Consider the following 16672-nt stretch of genomic DNA (forward strand, 5'->3'; position numbering starts at 1 on the left):
CAAATAACATGCCAACCCAAAAACACTATACTCACGCTACAAGTCCGCGAATCTGCGTGTTGTAACTGCCCAGATCAGTGCAACACAGTAAACAAATTGCACAAATCCGTGCAGTCCGCCGCGGCACTTTAACATTGCAAATCAGAGATGCTTCCGAATATTCTCTGCGACACTGCGGGGTATTCCTTTCACAGAGAGCAGGCCGTCCAAACTCGCCTCCCGAATCGCCTCAATCGAACCAAAATGCTGCAGCAGTGCCTGTTTCCGTTTCGGACCGAGGTTCGGAATTTCGTCAAGTACCGAGACGCTTAGCGACTTCTGCCGGAGCCGTCGATGATAGGTCACCGCAAATCGGTGCGCTTCGTCTCGTAACCGCTGAATTGTATGTAGGGTCGGGTTATCTTTCCGCAAGACAATTGACTCTGACTTACCGGGAACGAAAATTTCTTCAATCCGTTTCGCAAGCGCAATCATCGGAATATCAGGAAGACTGGACGCAGCATCTTTTGAATAGCAAGTTTTGCCTCGCAAGCTGCGGCAAAAGTTCATAGCCTTCTGCGCTGCGCTGAGTTGTCCTTTGCCCCCATCAATCAACATTAGGTCGGGCAGCTTATTAAATTTCTCATCATCTGCGAGGGCACGGCGGAAACGGCGGGTGATCACCTCTTGCATCATCGCGAAATCGTTCTGACCCTTAACTGTACGAATCTTAAACCGGCGGTACTCCCCCGAAGCCGGTTTTCCATCTTCCAAAACCACCATCGAGCCGACGGCGAACCTATCACCAAGATTTGAAATATCATACGCCTCAATCCGTCTGACGGGATGCGATAACCCAAGCAGTTCCTGTAGTTCAACGAGCGCAGGATCAACCCCACTGCCATAAACCACATTCTGCTCACGCTGTGTCAGCAGAATCTCGGCGTTCTTCGATGCCAAAGCCTGCAACTTCCTGAGCCGACCCGCTCTCGGCACGTGCAACGCGACGCGGTTCCCCCGTTTTTCGCTCAGCCAAGCTTCAATCAGCTCCGCACCTTCAATCGGCATTGGTAAAACAATCGTCTTTGGCACAAAAACAGCGTTCTGATAATACTGCGAAATAAAAGCACTCAACGCCGTCGCGAGAGATTTCGGATCGGCATCGTTGAGATAGTAGTGCTCACGTTCAAGAAGTTTACCATCCCGTACCCGCAGAAGTTGCACGCAGGCGATATCAGTCCGAGCGGCAATCCCGATAACATCCTCATCTGCAGCAGAAACACTATCTAAACTCTGCGTGGTAATCGCTTGTTGAACGTCTTTCAGCGTATCCCGATATTTCGCCGCCGTTTCAAAATCGAGTGCCTCCGCAGCCGCTTCCATCTGCACTGTCAACTCTTTAACAACAGCGTCTGTATTCCCACCCAAGAACTGACACACCTTGCGAACAATCTCGGCGTAATCTCGAACATCCATTTTATCGGCACACGGACCCGGACAGCGTCCGATGTGATAATCCAAACAGGCCCGATATTTATTGCCTTTTTCTTTGAGTGGCAGGGTACAGGTACGGATAGGAAATAGTTTCGTCAACTGCTTGAGGATATGGCGTGTGGAACGCACATGAACATAGGGTCCGAAATACCGCGCACCGTCGTTCTCGGCTCTACGCGTAATATGGATACGTGGAAAGGGTTCATTGACGGTCACGCGTAGATATGGATAGCGTTTATCGTCTTTAAGCTTTACGTTATAGCGAGGCTGATGCGCCTTAATGAGATTATTCTCTAAAATTAGTGCTTCAACCTCGGTCTCCGTGACGATGTAATCGATCTCCGTGACATATCGTATCATCTGCGAGGTCAGAGCGTGCACGGATTTCTCACCACTTTTGTCTGCAAGTTTTCGGTTTGCAAGCTGCACCGAAAAATAGGAACGTACTCGACTTCGCAAACGGACAGCCTTTCCAACATAAATAACAGTGCCGTCCGAGGCTTTCATTAGGTAAACCCCCGGCACATTTGGAAGAGAGTGCCACAATTCAGGTGTGGTATTACTGAGTTGCTCTGATTTCATTTTTTTAAGTTCTCAAGGCGTTAGTGATAAATTAGGATTTCTCATATACCGTCCGATAGATTTCCCTACCCTCCAAGGTATACTTCATCTCAAAATTCGTCGCAATATCGCGATCTGGACCGAGATTCTCCGCAACAGGACGTAAAGCATTCACCTGTGAAAGCCGTTCTTGAATCTCCCAGAAATACGTTTCATAATCCGTCGCGATATAAAGTCTACCACCATCCGATTTGAGCGTAGATGTCAATGCAGACAAAAATTCCTGATTCCGAAAGATTCGGCGTTTTCGCTGCCGTTTTTTGGGCCACGGATCGGGAAAATAGATATGATACGCCTGTACAGATGCCGCTGGTACATATCGGGTCACAAAGTAGTTTGCATCTGTCCACGCGAGACGCACATTTGAGAATGTCCCAGACGCTTTATCCACCTCGAAATGCCGCATGTGCTTTTCAAACCGTTCCCGCGTCAATCCGACGTACTTCTGTGCACGTTCCACCCCGATATAGTTAACTTTCGGATGTCGTTTCGACGCTTCAAGTAGGAAACGTCCTTTACCGAATCCGATTTCTATTTCGACCGGATGTGAATTCCCGAAGAGCACCTCCCAATCAATAGGCGCGGCTACCTCGCTGAGTGGGATAATACGTTCGGTTACAATGTCAATTATCTGGGAGTGGGCAGTCATATTCTGATAGTAGATGTCGTTGTAGTCAGGATTTTCACGCATAAGGCACCCAAGGGACAAGCCGATGACTATTCCGACAGAAATTTGTGAAGATGGGTTTTAACCAAATTATCCTCCGGTTGATATCCCAGAACTTCGACCGCACCGCTTATATCAAGGAAGCTCTGCTGATACCCATCGGAATTCGCCGAACGTCCATAAGTAATCAAGTATTTAACAGGTCCGTCGTAATCCACAGCCAATCCAAAAAGTTGTACACAGTCTCGCGGTGTTAGCAGTGTGCTACAGTGGCGGATTCCACTCGGCTGATATGTGCCGCTGAAAGTCCCGATTCGGATGCTGATGAACCGCATATCGTGTGCATCAACGAGATAACGTCCTGCAATCTCTGCCATCCCCTTCATCGCACCGTACCAACTATCAGGACGAAATTGATCACCGGTAGAGAACCGGGGTGGCGAACTCAACCGCTCATTCCATCCTGAAACGTGATTCGTACTCGCATAAACAATCTTTTGGACACCTTGCTCGCGTGCCGCCTCAAACAGGGTCATAGATGCCCCGATGTCGCTCACTTCACCCGGATTCTTTCCAAGCGAGTCCTGACGGATGTAAGCCAGATGTACCAAGACATCTTGATTCTGACATAATTCTCTCATCGCAGCATAGTCGCGAATATCTGCTATCACCACGCGCGACTCCGCCTGCGCAATGGGATTAATATCCATCAACGTTAGTGTGTAGGTGTCCTGTTTTTCCCATGCCTGCCAGAGTGCCGTACCGACTTGACCAGCCGCACCTGTAATAAGGACGCGTTGTTTCATACCTCTCTCCTCAACCAAAATTATTTTCCGTTCTCAGCGTCTAATGCAGCCATAATATCGGCGTGCACCGCTTTTGGATCAATCACTTGTTGCACATAGAACCGATCGATTGCCTGTCCACCTAAACCTGAGCACTTACACATCTGAACATTTAGACCGAGTTTGGTAAGAATACCGCTGAAGTAATGCAAAAATCCAACCTTTTCTTCACCAACGACAACAATCTCCGTATAACTCCGCGTCGTCTCAACACTAACTTCATCAACCAGCCATGTTTCACTCATATTCACGTAGTGTCTATCAAAAACCTCCTCAAGCGTCACTTCCTGTGCCAGCAGACTGCGTATGTCAAAATCCAGATCGCGTTTGAGTTCCTCATCAAGCGGCATCGGCTCCCCACTATGATGCGGCGGTTGATGCACGAGCCGATAGATTTCCAATTCAACGTTGATATCTTGCTTGGTGTAGACGCGCGCGTCTCGGACATCTATGCCGTTGGCGAAGAAAAGTCCGCTCACTGTGTGCAATTTCCCGATACGACTCGGACTACATAGGTGGAGCTCCGTAAATCCAGGTCGGTCAACAAATTGAACAACTCCCGTACTCGGCGTGTCTTCTGCTTTCAGCGTTGCGCTCTCAATTTGCGCCGTCATTTTTATATGCATCGCTATCTCTTCAGGAGAGACACTAATACGATAGGAAACCGGCATGTGGTGCAAAAATTGCTGGAATTCTTCAACAGGTGCGAAGGCACCCCACTGTGTTTCTTCCTGTCCAACAAAGCGGGTCCGCGCGGCTTCGTACAAACTCTTCAGGTTATGTTTAACGACATGACTGAAGTTCTGTGAACCGTTGGCTTTGGAATCGCAATACGTCAGTAGATAGAGTGCCGTTAAACGTTCCAGAGAGTTCACCTTCTTACAAAATTCGGAAATCGTCCTTTCATCCCAATGATGATAACGCGCCAAATCTATCATCTCCAAGTGTTCTCGGATGAGGAAGCAAATGTCATCTGTCTGCTGTGCGTTGAAGCCGAATTCCGGGGCAATACGTTTCGCTTTCTCTGCGCCTGTCGCTGGATGCGTCGGATCGGGTTTATCTATATCGTGCAGGAAAAGTGCCATATAGAGAGGCGTTGGATCCGAAAGGGAACGAAACGCTGCATTAAGATCCTCCAATTCAGAAGCCGGCGATGGCGACATCGGCGAGCTAAATCGGGCACCACCAAACGGGCTACTCGGCTCTGTTGCCCGAATTTCATCAAGATGACCAATCGCAACGAGTGTATGCTTCCCGACAGTATATGGATCCAGACTCCGTTCGCTCCGGGTCATCATCGCCTTTTCAAAGAGTGCCCCCCCTTCACCCAGACGCGACAGAATATTAAGTCGGTGTAGACGGGTCAAAGTTTTCTCAACATCTCCGGGTGTGTTTATCAATTCCACCATCCGCTTCTGGAAAGAACGCCAATCAAACGCATGAACATACCGAGAAATAAATGTAGAAAGAGACGCATCAATCTCAAAGTCGTACTGTTGGAAGTAGGTGAACAACTGAAAGAGTTCGTTCGTATCCAGCTCACCGAAGTTATTGTCCATGCAATACAACATGTCCGTTCTGACAGCCAAGACATCCGAGATTGGAATCCCGTTTGCTAACATTTTCCGGATGAGAAGTTCCGCCTTGAAATGGAGATATTTTGCTTTAGCATAATACGCCGCCATAAACGCATAACGTCCCTCGTCGGTTTCGTCTGTAAATCCGAGGACCCGAGCGACTTCCGTCTGAAGCGCGTCTCCTCTTTCAGGGTGATAGGAGAGATCATCGTGTGGTGCATCGGCGAGAACATGCAGAAGATTTCGGACTTTAAACATGAAATCAAGGGAAGGCATGAGCTGCTCGTCAGCGTATCGTTCGTAGAGATCCAGAATCGCTGTAAAGTCTGGGAGCCCACATATCCAGAGCGCGTATTGAAGCGTGCGTAATCCCCCGCGTCCGGTCTTCACATTCGGTTGGTTCAGATAGATTGTGTCCTCAGATGCCTTGAACGCATCCGCTTTTGATTTTAGTAAATCCAGCACGAGGGAAATATCCGACTTCTCAGAACGGACGGCTCTCCGGAATTGTTCTGTCAGTTCCGCATTGCCAGCAATAAACCGCATATCAATCAAGGCAGTCATATCCTGATAATTCCACTTCGCTATATCTGCGAGCGGACGATAAATAAAACTGAATTCAAACCCCGGAATCACCGAATGGAGACTGTCAAAAAAGTCGTAGAACCATCGGATCAGTTCAAGTGTACTCTCATCGTAAATATCCTCTAAGTCCACAGAAGAGGTGTATACAACATCAACATCCGAAAAATAGCAGAGCTCATTCCTACCGTAACTGCCAACACCATAGAGTGCGACATCCGGCAACCACTCCTCTAATCCTGCCTCTAAGTCATCCGTATCAACATCGGGAAGCATCTTTAGCACTTCAATCTGCTTCTGGTATTCATCCCGAATCTGAAAGGAGGCTACCTCGTAAACCTTCTGAATAACTGTATCCCACATCTCCGTGTGGGCTTTACACGCCGTGAACCCAGTTTCACCCGCCAAGATACGGGCTTTCAGTTGCTCGCGTTCGGATTGAATGAAAGCAGCTAATTGCTGCTGAAAATCCTCAAAAGGCACATTCAGGTTCGGGACATAACCATTGAGTCTTTTTTCGATTTTTGTAGCCATTTTCCCTTACCCCGAGTGTATCAAAGCAACCTAATTATCGTGTCGTTTCCATCAACACTAAAATGACTTAGCATCTTTATCTCTAAATTCATTATACACGAAAAACAAAAAAAAATAAACACGTTTTTAGACTGAAATATGCTCTTTTTCCTTGACACACTTTTGTAACGTTGTTAACATGCAAAATCAGGGGACTTGAAAATGAGCGATACCAAATATCGGGTAGCCATCATCGGCTGTGGACGGATGGGTCAAAACTACGCAGCGGCATACACCACCTATCCCGACACAGAGATTGTCGCAATCGCCGATGCCAATACACAGCGGCGAGAGGTCCTTGGCACGCGCTTCAATGTTGCCGCACTCTACCCAGATGTAGAAACCCTATTGGCAAACGACGTCCCAGACATCGCTGTTGTTGTCACACCCACGAAATACATGAAAGACACCGTCATCGCCTGTGCTGAAGCCGGTGTTAAAGGTATCTCCACGGAAAAACCAATTGCCGCGCGTCTTAAAGATGCAGATGCGATGGTCGAAGCGTGTAGTGAACGAGGCGTGGTATTCGCTGGCGGGAACCTACAACGCGCAATGAACGAAGTTCAGGAAGCAGCATCTCGGTTACACAGTGGCGAATTTGGGGACATTAGCGGCGCGAGCGTTCACGGATTTGGCGGCGAAATCTCCGGCGGCGGATGTCAACATATCTCCGTACTGCGGTTGTTCACCAACACCGAAGTTGAAGAAGTGATTGCGTGGGGAACACCTTCAGAGGCTTTAGAAGCAGAAACCGATGAAGGCTTAATCATCAACGGACGCTTTCAGTTGACTAACGGACTCGAATGTAATGTCTTTGGAACACCGACACCGTGCCGGGGTGTAGATGTCTGGACAGATGAATGCCTCGTCCGATGGGATTGGAACCCTCCTGAGATTTTCAAAGGCTATGACTCGCACGGCAACCGTATCCGATTTGCCCCCAACTATAGTCCGTATCCGTGGAGCGAATTTAGCTATCTTACCGGCTCAATCCGATCTTTTTTGGCGGCTGTCGATGGCGATGGCTGTCCATGGATTACCGGTGCGGATCTCCGGCAGGCACTGGAGGTCGCAATCGCTGCAAAACTCTCGGCGACCCGAAACAGCGTTCCCATCAAACTCCCACTGGAAGACAGATCTTTAGCACTCTACCCGCGTCCCTACCGATGGCTCGGTGGTGACGTAACAGGTAGACCGCAAAGTATTGAAGAAGCAACAGGCTAAAGTAGTAGGCACACGCCGTGTGCCGTAACAGAAGGGGAACCAGCAATGAACGAAGATCAGAAATATCTATTCGATTTGACCGGATACCTCATTATCGAAAATGCCTTAACAACCGAAGAAGTCTCAGAATGTAACGCCGCCATTGACCATCATATTGAGGCACTGAGAGAACGCGACAGTTCATTAGCGGGTGGGTCGCCGGCACTCGTTGGCACAGCACACCGTATGGATATGGGTGGCATGCTCGCATGGGAAAAACCTTGGTGTGAACCTTTCCGCAACCTGCTCGTGCATCCGAAGATTAAACCCCACCTTGCAGAGGTTTTAGGCACACAATATCGACTCGACCACGGTCCCGGATTAATAGCGATGGAAAAAGGCACAGAGGGTGGCACACTGCACGGGGGTGGGATTGAACGTCCTAACTTCTCTGAAGCCTATTTTTTCAAATACGGACGGATATACACGGGTTTGACTGTCGTGGAATATATGCTCGCTGACGAAGGTCCCGGTGATGGTGGTTTAGCCATCATACCCGGAAGTCATAAGGCAAACCTTCCTTGTCCAAGCAGTATGAAACGGTACGAACAATACCAAAAACACGTCGTCGAAGTCAACGTCAAGGCAGGTGACGCTGTGATTTTCACCGAAACACTGACGCACGGCACACTCCCATGGAAGGGGAGCCATCAGCGACGGGCACTTCTCTACAAATTCAGCCCCGGATTCCAAGCTTACAGCGCAGGCGCGCACCAAATTTCATATCCAAATTATATTGAGGATATGTCCCCGGAACAGCGCGAGGTCATGGAGGCACCCCATCTCCGACGCTAATCAGAAAGGAGCAAACCATGTCAAAACTACGAGTGGCTGTCATCGGTTGCGGCAGCAGAGGCCGCGGTCATATAAAAATCCTCTCAGAATTCGACGACACAGATATTGTCGCTGTCTGTGATCCGATTGAAGCAGCACGGAACAATGCTGGAGATATGTTCAACATCTCAGCACGTTATGAGAGCATCGAGGCATTATTGGACGGCGAGACCTTAGACGCTATCTTCGTTGCCACCCCTGCACACCTCAACGGCGAAGCGGCACTCCCGTGTTTTGAACGCGGTGTCCACACGCTCTTAGAAAAACCGCCGGGTATGAGCGTTGCAGAAACGGTCGGATTGCGCGAGGCAGCGGAACGGACAGGGGCAAAAGGAATGGTCGGCTGGAACCGTCGCTTTCATCCGATTATTGTTGAAGCGAAACGGCAAGTCACCGCACGCGGACCCGTAACACAAATCGTTGGGGAATTCCATAAGAGCATCACGCAATTGGCACGAGGCGGTAGATTCCCTGAACACCTAATGGACAATATGTTTCTGGAGACCCCTATCCACGCCCTCGATGCAATCCGCGCTATCGCCGAAGCCGAAGTTCAAGAAGTCCATAGCGTTGTCAGACGAACAATCTCTGATTACAAAGATGTTCACGCCGCGCTTATCCTTTTTGACAACGGGTGCGTTGCCCAACACATCGCTAACTATACCACGAATGCTCGCCTTGAACGTTATGAGATTCATGGCAGAGACATCTCCGCCTATCTTGAAGGGGTCTCTCAGGGTACCGTTTTCTGCGACGGTGCTCAACACAAAATTACGAATGCAGGCACCGGCGGCACGACTGAACAAAACAGGTATTTCCTCGATTGCGTCAAATCCGATACACCTGTCTCATTTCCTGCTGCGAACCTTGATGAGGCTGTCAAAACCATGGAACTCTGCGAAGCAATCCTAAGTGGACTCCGCTAAAGTAGTAGGCACACGCCGTGTGCCGTAACAATTAACAGGAACACTCCAATGCCAACGCTTGACGAACGCTTTGAAGCGTATAAAAAAGACGGATTCACAGTCTTTGAGAAGGTGTTTGACGAACCACAGATGCAAAGTTGGCGAGAAAAGCATGCCGAACTCTCCACAGCCAACAACGGGCAAACATGGTTCGGGAACACCCTCGAACTCGCACCTGACCTTATGTGGCACGCTGTCTCACATCCCACAATCCTTGCGTTTGTCGAAAAGGTGATGGGACCTTTCGTGCAATTAGACAATCTCACGCTCGCGGCGTTTCCGTCAATTGAAAAGGAAAAAGCGGAAGGCAGAGCCTCTGGTTGGCACCGCGACCGGTGGGCGCATGTGCCGTATACCGACGCATATCACCGTCCGAACGCTATCAACGCCATCTCCTATCTGCAAGACTTGACAGACGAATTCGGTCCCCTTCGCGTCATCGTCGGTTCACACCGCAAGCCGATTACGATGGCAGATACGGAACGCGCAAAACCGCATCCCGATGAAACGCTTATCCACATGAAAGCCGGTGATGTCGTCATTACACACAACGGGCTGATTCACTCGGGTACACCAAACACCTCCGGGAAGTTACGCTATTTCTTCAGCATCTATTACAATCTGACATGGCTGAAACACACCGACCATCACACAGGTCCACATACACAAAGACTGATTGAAGCAGCAAAAGCCGCCAACAATCATCAACACATGCGACTCCTCGGTGTGGATGAACACCTTCAACCGCGATGCAACTCCGGTTTCCTCCACGCCGATGAAGAGCGATGGGAAGAATGGGCAACTGCTGACCGAGAAGCAATACAGGAGGTATAACCGATGGCGAATCCCAGCGTCGTACCGCCAACCCTCAATGTCGAATTAGATCACCAGCTGCAACAAGAGGTCAACTTCTTCCTGAATTGGGGGTATCTCATCATTGATAACGCTGCAACACCCGATCAGATTGCGTCGCTGCGCGAGGCACTCGATGAAAGTTACGAGCGCAACGATAAAAGTCAATTCATCGGTGAGCTGCTTGAGGAAGACGACAGGTTCGCGTTCTTACTCGACAATCCACCTGTTCTAAAGCGGATGGAAGCCATACTCGGTACCTGCGTCCAACTGCACAGCGCGACAGCACGAATCACCGAACCCGGAACGCCTGACCAGAACTGGCATCGCGACGGTCCCTGGCCCGTAGCACCCAACGGAACACCTTACGGCAGTCTCCCCGCACAGATTAACTGCGGATACTATCTCGACGAAATTACCGACGATACCGGTCCGACCGTCATCCAACCCGGTAGCCATAGGGCACCGTTCCGTCCGCCGCCGAGTCCCGTCGAACTGCCAGACGAGAAACGGGTACTCGTATCGCCAGGGCAAGCGGTCATGTTCGACGGTTGGACATGGCATCGAGGGGCTGCCAATACCTCCTCACAACGCCGACGGGTCTGTCTCATGTGCTACCAAAATGCATGGATGAAATCTCGTGAACCGTTTGACGGTCCCCGCGTCACAAAACTCCGAGAAGAAGGGACATCACAACAGAAACTTCTGCTCGGCGCAATCCCAAAATGGTAACGCCAAAGGAAAAATCAAATGAATCTCGTTTATATCGTTATTGATACACTTCGCTACGACTACATCGGCGCGAACGGGAACGACTGGATAGAAACACCCAACATTGATCGGTTCGCCTCTAAAGCCTTGGCATTCGATTACGCTTTCTGTGCCAGTTTTCCGACAATCCCATATCGGACGGATGTCATCACCGGACAATACGGCGCGCCTATCCATCCGTGGAAACCGCTTCGGCACGAACGTCAAACGCTACCGTGGACGCTCGCAGAGAATGGCTATGCTACCCAACTCATTCACGATACACCACATCTCGTCAACGGTGGACATAATTTCGATTGGCCTTTCCACGCCTGGACCTTCGTTCGCGGCGCAGAAGTCGATAGAGACTGGATTACCGATACCGTAGTATGGCCCGACAACTGGACACGCCAACCACTCTTTGATTGCATCGACGACAAAGCCGCCGAATCTGGCATGCTCCGCAGCTACGCACGCGCCAATCGAAATCGTAAAAAACCGGAAGACTGGAACTGCGCAAGGCTTTTCAACACCGCCGCGCAATTCCTAAAAGATAACGTCAACCGAGACAACTTCTTCCTCTGGGTAGATTGCTTTGATCCGCATGAACCTTGGGACGCACCACTTGAATTCATGAAAAAATACGATACCCGTCCGGGTTACGACGGTCGTGTGGATCCGCGCAGTCTCGGTGCGCGCGGTAACGCACAACTCTCAGATGAGGCGAAACAACACATCAAAGCGCAATACGCCGCGAAAACGACATGGATGGACCACTGCTTCGGACAATTCCTTGACGCACTCGAATCCACAGGGCTTGACAAGAACACTGCTGTCATCTTTACCGCTGACCACGGCACAAACGTCGGTGAACGCGGTAGGTTCGGCAAAGGACAACCCGTTCGTCAGCAGGAAGCACATGTGCCACTCTTTATCCGACTCCCCGAAGGCGACACGGGTAGAAGCAACGTCATTGTGCAACCCCAAGATTTCTTCCCGACAATCCTTAATATCTTGGGTGAGGTACGTCCTGACGGTATCGAAGGACACGACATCGTAACGCCTGCGCGCGCCGGAGAATCTGGTGATAGAGAACTCGCGCTCTCAGGCGGAAGCATTGAGCGGTGGCAGAACGCCGCAGAAAATCCAAACATCAATCTCTTTACTATCTTCACCCGTGAGTGGAGCTTAGAGGTCGGGACGACACCTGAAAACTCAAAACTCGTCCGACTCGGCGGATTAGAGGACGTTTCCAATGAGCATCCAGACGTTGTTGTGAAACTTTATGCTGCAGCGATTGATGAAATCGAACGGCGGGGTACGGATCCGGCATTGATGGCATGGCTCCGCAGCGGCGGTGAAGCTGCATTCCCGACGGATGCGACTTATTGGAACGGCTATCCCGGTCCCGCAGGATACCGACCTTACTTTGGGAAACTCTATACGGGTGAGTGATTTTTTACTTCACCCAACCACGGTAGGTGCGGTTTCTAACCGCACCTCAAAACTTGACAACGCTTCAGACTTCTGATACCATATTAATAAAATCCAAGGCAAATTACCCTTTTTTAAGGAGTTCTGTGATGAAGAATGCAAAACTGCAAAAGCAAGCTATGATGTTAATCGAGAGACTCCCAAATAAAAAACTCAAAGCCGCTATAGATTATATGACCTACCTTTATGACAAGGAAGCATGGGAAGCAACTTATGAATTGGCAAGTGATCCTGAAACTGTCAAAAGCCTTGAACAAGCCGAAGCCGATGTGAAAGCCGGTAGACTTAAAAGTTGGGCCGATTTTAAACAGGATGTTTGAAGCTCAACTCACCAAACGTCCCTCTCACAAAGGAGAAAATCATGCCACGTACATATAAAGCCTGTCTCATCGGATGCGGACGGATGGGCGCGACGATTGACGACGAAGTTGCAGGCAGAGCTGATGCCTTTATATGGCAACCCTTCTCTCATGCAGCAGCCGCTGTCGCCTGTGAACGAACAGACCTCGTTGCTGTCTCCGATGTCTTCGCCGAGAAAGCGGAAGCCATCAGGCAACGCTACGGAGCCGAACGCGCCTATACAGACTACCAAGAGATGATCGAAAAAGAGAAACCCGACATCGTCTGTATCGCCACGCGGCCGGGTCCACATGCCGATATGACTGTCTTCGCTGCCGAAAACGGTGTCAAGGGTATCTACTGCGAAAAACCGCTCTGTTGTTCGATGGAAGAGGCAGACATTATGGTAGACATCGTTCAAAAGCACGGTGTCAAGTTCAACTACGGGACCCAACGTCGCTACATGCCGATCTATCGCAAAGTGCGCGAACTCGTCGATGCAGGCGAAATCGGTCGGGTCCTATGCTCCATCGCACAATACGGCGCGGGTTCCGCACTCTGGGGTTTGACCCATGCCGCCGATATGCTCCTCTTCCTCGCGGGTGATCCAGAGGTGGACTTTGTGCAAGGTGCGATTATCTGCGAAGATTCGGATTGGGATGGTAACCGCCTCAATGTTGATCCGGGTATCGCCTGTGGTTACATCCATTACGCCAACGGTGTCCACGGCTACAACACCGCAGGTACGGGACCCGAATACGAGGTCTGCGGCACGGAGGGTAAAATCCGCATTCAGAACAACAGCCGAGAAATCCAATTCCGAAAAAAGGACGGGAGCTTTTTTGAAGAAGTACCGTTCCCGGAAACCTCTCGTGCCACTGGTACTGTTATGGGCATTACCGACATCGCCGAAGCACTCGACGAAGACCGTGAAACCAAGGGACCCGTCCACCTTGCGCGGCGCAGTCAAGAAACACTCATGGGCATGATTGAATCGCATCGACTGGGCGGTAAGCACATCTCACTTCCAATGGAAAACCGTTCCCTCTATGTCACGCGAGACAATTGGTAAGATTTCTCACACCTCAGTTGGCGCGCTTTCATGAAGTTAAAAATAAACTCGGTAATGTCCGGTGCGGTTAGAAACCGCACCTACCGAGTCTGAGAGAATATGAACTTAGAGACCCAAATCCAGCAATTCCGAGAAACTTTTTACAATGTCAAAGCCGAAGTCCAAAAGCGCATTGTCGGTCAAGACGCGATTATTGAAGGGGTCCTCTTCTGTCTACTCGCCAACGGACACGCACTCCTTGAAGGCATCCCAGGGTTAGGCAAAACCCAACTCATCTATACCCTCAGCGAAGCACTCAATCTCTCCTTCAAGCGTATCCAATTCACACCGGATATGATGCCATCGGACATCACAGGCACCACACTCCTCGTTGAAGACGAACACGGTAGAAGACAGTTTGAGTTCCAAGAGGGACCCATTTTCTCGCAACTCATTCTCGCCGATGAAATCAACCGTGCCACACCTCGCACACAATCCGCACTCCTTGAGGCGATGCAAGAACGCACTGTCACCGTCGGACGCACCAGCCACACGTTAGAAGAACCCTTCTGCGTCCTCGCCACGCAAAACCCATTGGAGATGGAAGGCACCTATCCGCTCCCAGAGGCGCAACTCGATCGATTTTTATTCAAACTTCTTATCGACTTCCCAAGTGAAGACGAGATCGTGGAAATTCTCCGCCGCACGACATCCGGCACTGACATCACAATAGATAAAGTGACGGATGCGGGAACCCTCAACGAGATGCGCCGACTCGTCCCGCAAGTCATCATCGCTGAGCATGTTGAACGCTACATCATCCGGCTTGTCCGCGCCACACATCCCGATTCCGAGGATGCCCCGGAGATTGTGAAAAATTACGTTCACCTCGGTGCCGGGATTCGGAGTGTGCAAGCGATAGCACTCACAGCTAAAATCAAGGCTCTCCTCGATGAACGCTACAACGTCGCTTTTACGGATATTGATACTGTGTTGCTCCCTGCCCTTCGTCACCGCATCCTCCTCAACTTCGAAGGTCAAGGCGAAGGTATTGAACCGGACGTTATTGTTAATGAAGTTCGTAACACCATAACGCCAATGCCATAATTTCACTATTATCAAAAAATACCAAAAAATGATAATACAGAATTTTATATTGTCAAAAACACCGAAAAATGATAATATATAACTCTGTATTATCAAAAACAGGTGAAAACGAGAATATGAACGACTTCATAGCAGGAACATACAGACAACAGCGAGAATATAAAAGTTTTACGCCGTCCATCGTAAACCGTCACTTTGCTTGGGAAAATCCACAGATAAACATCCTTCTGGAACGAGCGGGCAGGCTTTTGGGAGAACTAAACGCTTATGCCAATTTCATACCAGATGTCGATTTTTTCATCAAAATGAACGTTCTGAAAGAAGCAACAGATTCTAATCGAATTGAAGGCACAAAAACTGAACTTGATGAAGCCATTTTACCACAAGGAGAGATTAGTCCAGAAAGGCGAGATGATTGGGAGGAAGTTCAAAATTATGTCAAAGCCCTGAACTTCGCAATAGCCAAACTGTCCGAACTTCCACTTTGTATACGACTCTTAAAAGATGCACACAAGATATTGCTCTCCGGTGTTCGCGGGCAACACAGAGCTCCTGGAGAAATTCGTAAAAGTCAAAACTGGATTGGCGGCTCATCGCCTTCTGATGCATTTTTCGTGCCTCCTTCCGCAGAAGAAGTTCCAGATCTTTTAAGCGATCTTGAAAAATTTTGGCATAACGAATCACTACAGATTCCAGAACTGATTAAAATTGCAATTACCCATTACCAGTTTGAAACCATCCATCCATTCCTTGATGGAAACGGTAGAAGTGGAAGGTTGTTAATTATCTTGCAACTCATTAATGCAAAGATACTGAGAAAACCTATCCTGTACATGTCTACATTTTTTGAGAAACATAGAGATTCATACTATGACTCACTCTCCATGGTGCGTAAATCAAACGATCTCGAACAATGGGTTACATTCTTCTTAAACGGCATCGTTGACACCGCTCAACACGGGCTCACGACCTTTAAAGCGATTAGGGAACTGCGGCAGGAATATCAAGATAAAATATTAACCTTGGGGTCTCGGGCAAAAAATGCACAAGAATTGCTTCGTTTCATGTACTCTATGCCGATTGTCAACGTAAAATTAGTTGAAATAGGATTGGACATGAACTTTGCAACTGCAAATAGACTTCTAAAATCTTTGACTGACCTCGGTATACTAAAGGAAGTCACTGGCTTTTCCCGTAACCGTCTCTTTGTCTTAGAGGAATATCTGAATCTCTTTAGAAGTTAGCAGCGAATCATTAGCATTCTTCACCGCTCGCAGACGAGGCTCGCTCCCTCACCCATCAGTTGCTCATTGCTAATTTCGCAAAAAAGGCTTGATACCTTTCAGCAAAAATGTTATACTTAGATAGTCAGGTATTGACACCGCAACGATAAATCTTAAACCTACAGCACAAAGGCAAAAAAGAATGGAATTCAGTTTTGTTACCGTTGCCCTCATAGACATCAGTGTGCTCGGCATCTGTATGATCACTCTCTGGTGGCTGAAAAAGCAGGTAGATCGCTATAAGGCGCGAAGTGAAGAATCAGAGGAACGTTACAATACACTTCAGGGGCAGCACAACGCATTGCAAGAAGCCCATAGTGCGCTTCAAGTGCAACACAACACATTGCAAGAAGCCCATAGTGCGCTTCAAGTGCAACACAACACATTGCAAGAAGC

The 16672-nt window shown here is 49.2% G+C and carries 15 protein-coding genes; 11 read left to right on the top strand and 4 right to left on the bottom strand.

The window, feature by feature from the left end:
• Positions 1-141: 141 nt before the first annotated feature.
• Genes uvrC through OXN25_06195 form a run of 4 tightly spaced genes read right to left on the bottom strand, consistent with a single transcriptional unit; the run spans position 142 to position 6299 of the window.
• Complete coding sequence (gene uvrC, locus OXN25_06180) at positions 142-2055, bottom strand: excinuclease ABC subunit UvrC (protein MDE0424435.1); 1914 nt, start codon at positions 2053-2055, stop codon at positions 142-144.
• Between the two features lie 31 nt (positions 2056-2086).
• Positions 2087-2785, bottom strand: a complete 699-nt coding sequence (gene trmB / locus OXN25_06185; GenBank protein ID MDE0424436.1) for a tRNA (guanosine(46)-N7)-methyltransferase TrmB — start codon at positions 2783-2785, stop codon at positions 2087-2089.
• Positions 2786-2811: 26 nt separating this feature from the next.
• Positions 2812-3567, bottom strand: a complete 756-nt coding sequence (locus OXN25_06190; protein MDE0424437.1) for an NAD-dependent epimerase/dehydratase family protein — start codon at positions 3565-3567, stop codon at positions 2812-2814.
• 20 nt (positions 3568-3587) lie between these two features.
• The gene (locus OXN25_06195) at positions 3588-6299 is read right to left on the bottom strand and encodes an HD domain-containing protein (protein MDE0424438.1); all 2712 of its coding nucleotides are present in this window, start codon (positions 6297-6299) and stop codon (positions 3588-3590) included.
• A gap of 201 nt (positions 6300-6500) precedes the next feature.
• Between OXN25_06195 and OXN25_06200 the strand changes: the two genes are divergently transcribed.
• The 11 genes from OXN25_06200 to OXN25_06250 form a co-directional block, all read left to right on the top strand.
• Positions 6501-7562, top strand: coding sequence for a Gfo/Idh/MocA family oxidoreductase (locus OXN25_06200; protein ID MDE0424439.1), 1062 nt, complete (start codon positions 6501-6503; stop codon positions 7560-7562).
• A 45-nt stretch (positions 7563-7607) separates the two neighbouring features.
• Positions 7608-8396, top strand: coding sequence for a phytanoyl-CoA dioxygenase family protein (locus OXN25_06205; protein MDE0424440.1), 789 nt, complete (start codon positions 7608-7610; stop codon positions 8394-8396).
• Between the two features lie 17 nt (positions 8397-8413).
• Complete coding sequence (locus tag OXN25_06210; GenBank protein ID MDE0424441.1) at positions 8414-9361, top strand: Gfo/Idh/MocA family oxidoreductase; 948 nt, start codon at positions 8414-8416, stop codon at positions 9359-9361.
• Between the two features lie 48 nt (positions 9362-9409).
• The gene (locus OXN25_06215) at positions 9410-10234 is read left to right on the top strand and encodes a phytanoyl-CoA dioxygenase family protein (protein MDE0424442.1); all 825 of its coding nucleotides are present in this window, start codon (positions 9410-9412) and stop codon (positions 10232-10234) included.
• Between the two features lie 3 nt (positions 10235-10237).
• Positions 10238-10984: a phytanoyl-CoA dioxygenase family protein gene (locus OXN25_06220; protein MDE0424443.1), complete on the top strand. Its 747-nt coding sequence runs from the start codon at positions 10238-10240 to the stop codon at positions 10982-10984.
• 18 nt (positions 10985-11002) lie between these two features.
• Positions 11003-12457, top strand: a complete 1455-nt coding sequence (locus tag OXN25_06225) for a sulfatase (GenBank protein ID MDE0424444.1) — start codon at positions 11003-11005, stop codon at positions 12455-12457.
• Positions 12458-12585: 128 nt separating this feature from the next.
• Positions 12586-12816 (top strand): hypothetical protein, encoded by a 231-nt coding sequence (locus OXN25_06230; GenBank protein MDE0424445.1) that lies wholly within the window; start codon positions 12586-12588, stop codon positions 12814-12816.
• A gap of 41 nt (positions 12817-12857) precedes the next feature.
• Positions 12858-13907 (top strand): Gfo/Idh/MocA family oxidoreductase, encoded by a 1050-nt coding sequence (locus OXN25_06235; protein MDE0424446.1) that lies wholly within the window; start codon positions 12858-12860, stop codon positions 13905-13907.
• Between the two features lie 99 nt (positions 13908-14006).
• Positions 14007-14993 (top strand): AAA family ATPase, encoded by a 987-nt coding sequence (locus tag OXN25_06240; protein MDE0424447.1) that lies wholly within the window; start codon positions 14007-14009, stop codon positions 14991-14993.
• 116 nt (positions 14994-15109) lie between these two features.
• Positions 15110-16237, top strand: a complete 1128-nt coding sequence (locus tag OXN25_06245) for a Fic family protein (GenBank protein ID MDE0424448.1) — start codon at positions 15110-15112, stop codon at positions 16235-16237.
• 181 nt (positions 16238-16418) lie between these two features.
• Positions 16419-16672, top strand: a 254-nt coding sequence (locus tag OXN25_06250) for a hypothetical protein (GenBank protein ID MDE0424449.1), incomplete at its 3' end; no start/stop codon positions are given.

The organism is Candidatus Poribacteria bacterium (assembly GCA_028820845.1).
Lineage (GTDB): Bacteria > Poribacteria > WGA-4E > WGA-4E > WGA-3G > WGA-3G.

Bases quoted from the DNA above. Each gene is read 5' to 3' on its own strand.
- uvrC (MDE0424435.1), bottom strand. From the start codon at position 2,055: ATGAAATCAGAGCAACTCAGTAATACCACACCTGAATTGTGGCACTCT.
- trmB (MDE0424436.1), bottom strand. From the start codon at position 2,785: ATGCGTGAAAATCCTGACTACAACGACATCTACTATCAGAATATGACT.
- OXN25_06190 (MDE0424437.1), bottom strand. From the start codon at position 3,567: ATGAAACAACGCGTCCTTATTACAGGTGCGGCTGGTCAAGTCGGTACG.
- OXN25_06195 (MDE0424438.1), bottom strand. From the start codon at position 6,299: ATGGCTACAAAAATCGAAAAAAGACTCAATGGTTATGTCCCGAACCTG.
- OXN25_06200 (MDE0424439.1), top strand. From the start codon at position 6,501: ATGAGCGATACCAAATATCGGGTAGCCATCATCGGCTGTGGACGGATG.
- OXN25_06205 (MDE0424440.1), top strand. From the start codon at position 7,608: ATGAACGAAGATCAGAAATATCTATTCGATTTGACCGGATACCTCATT.
- OXN25_06210 (MDE0424441.1), top strand. From the start codon at position 8,414: ATGTCAAAACTACGAGTGGCTGTCATCGGTTGCGGCAGCAGAGGCCGC.
- OXN25_06215 (MDE0424442.1), top strand. From the start codon at position 9,410: ATGCCAACGCTTGACGAACGCTTTGAAGCGTATAAAAAAGACGGATTC.
- OXN25_06220 (MDE0424443.1), top strand. From the start codon at position 10,238: ATGGCGAATCCCAGCGTCGTACCGCCAACCCTCAATGTCGAATTAGAT.
- OXN25_06225 (MDE0424444.1), top strand. From the start codon at position 11,003: ATGAATCTCGTTTATATCGTTATTGATACACTTCGCTACGACTACATC.
- OXN25_06230 (MDE0424445.1), top strand. From the start codon at position 12,586: ATGAAGAATGCAAAACTGCAAAAGCAAGCTATGATGTTAATCGAGAGA.
- OXN25_06235 (MDE0424446.1), top strand. From the start codon at position 12,858: ATGCCACGTACATATAAAGCCTGTCTCATCGGATGCGGACGGATGGGC.
- OXN25_06240 (MDE0424447.1), top strand. From the start codon at position 14,007: ATGAACTTAGAGACCCAAATCCAGCAATTCCGAGAAACTTTTTACAAT.
- OXN25_06245 (MDE0424448.1), top strand. From the start codon at position 15,110: ATGAACGACTTCATAGCAGGAACATACAGACAACAGCGAGAATATAAA.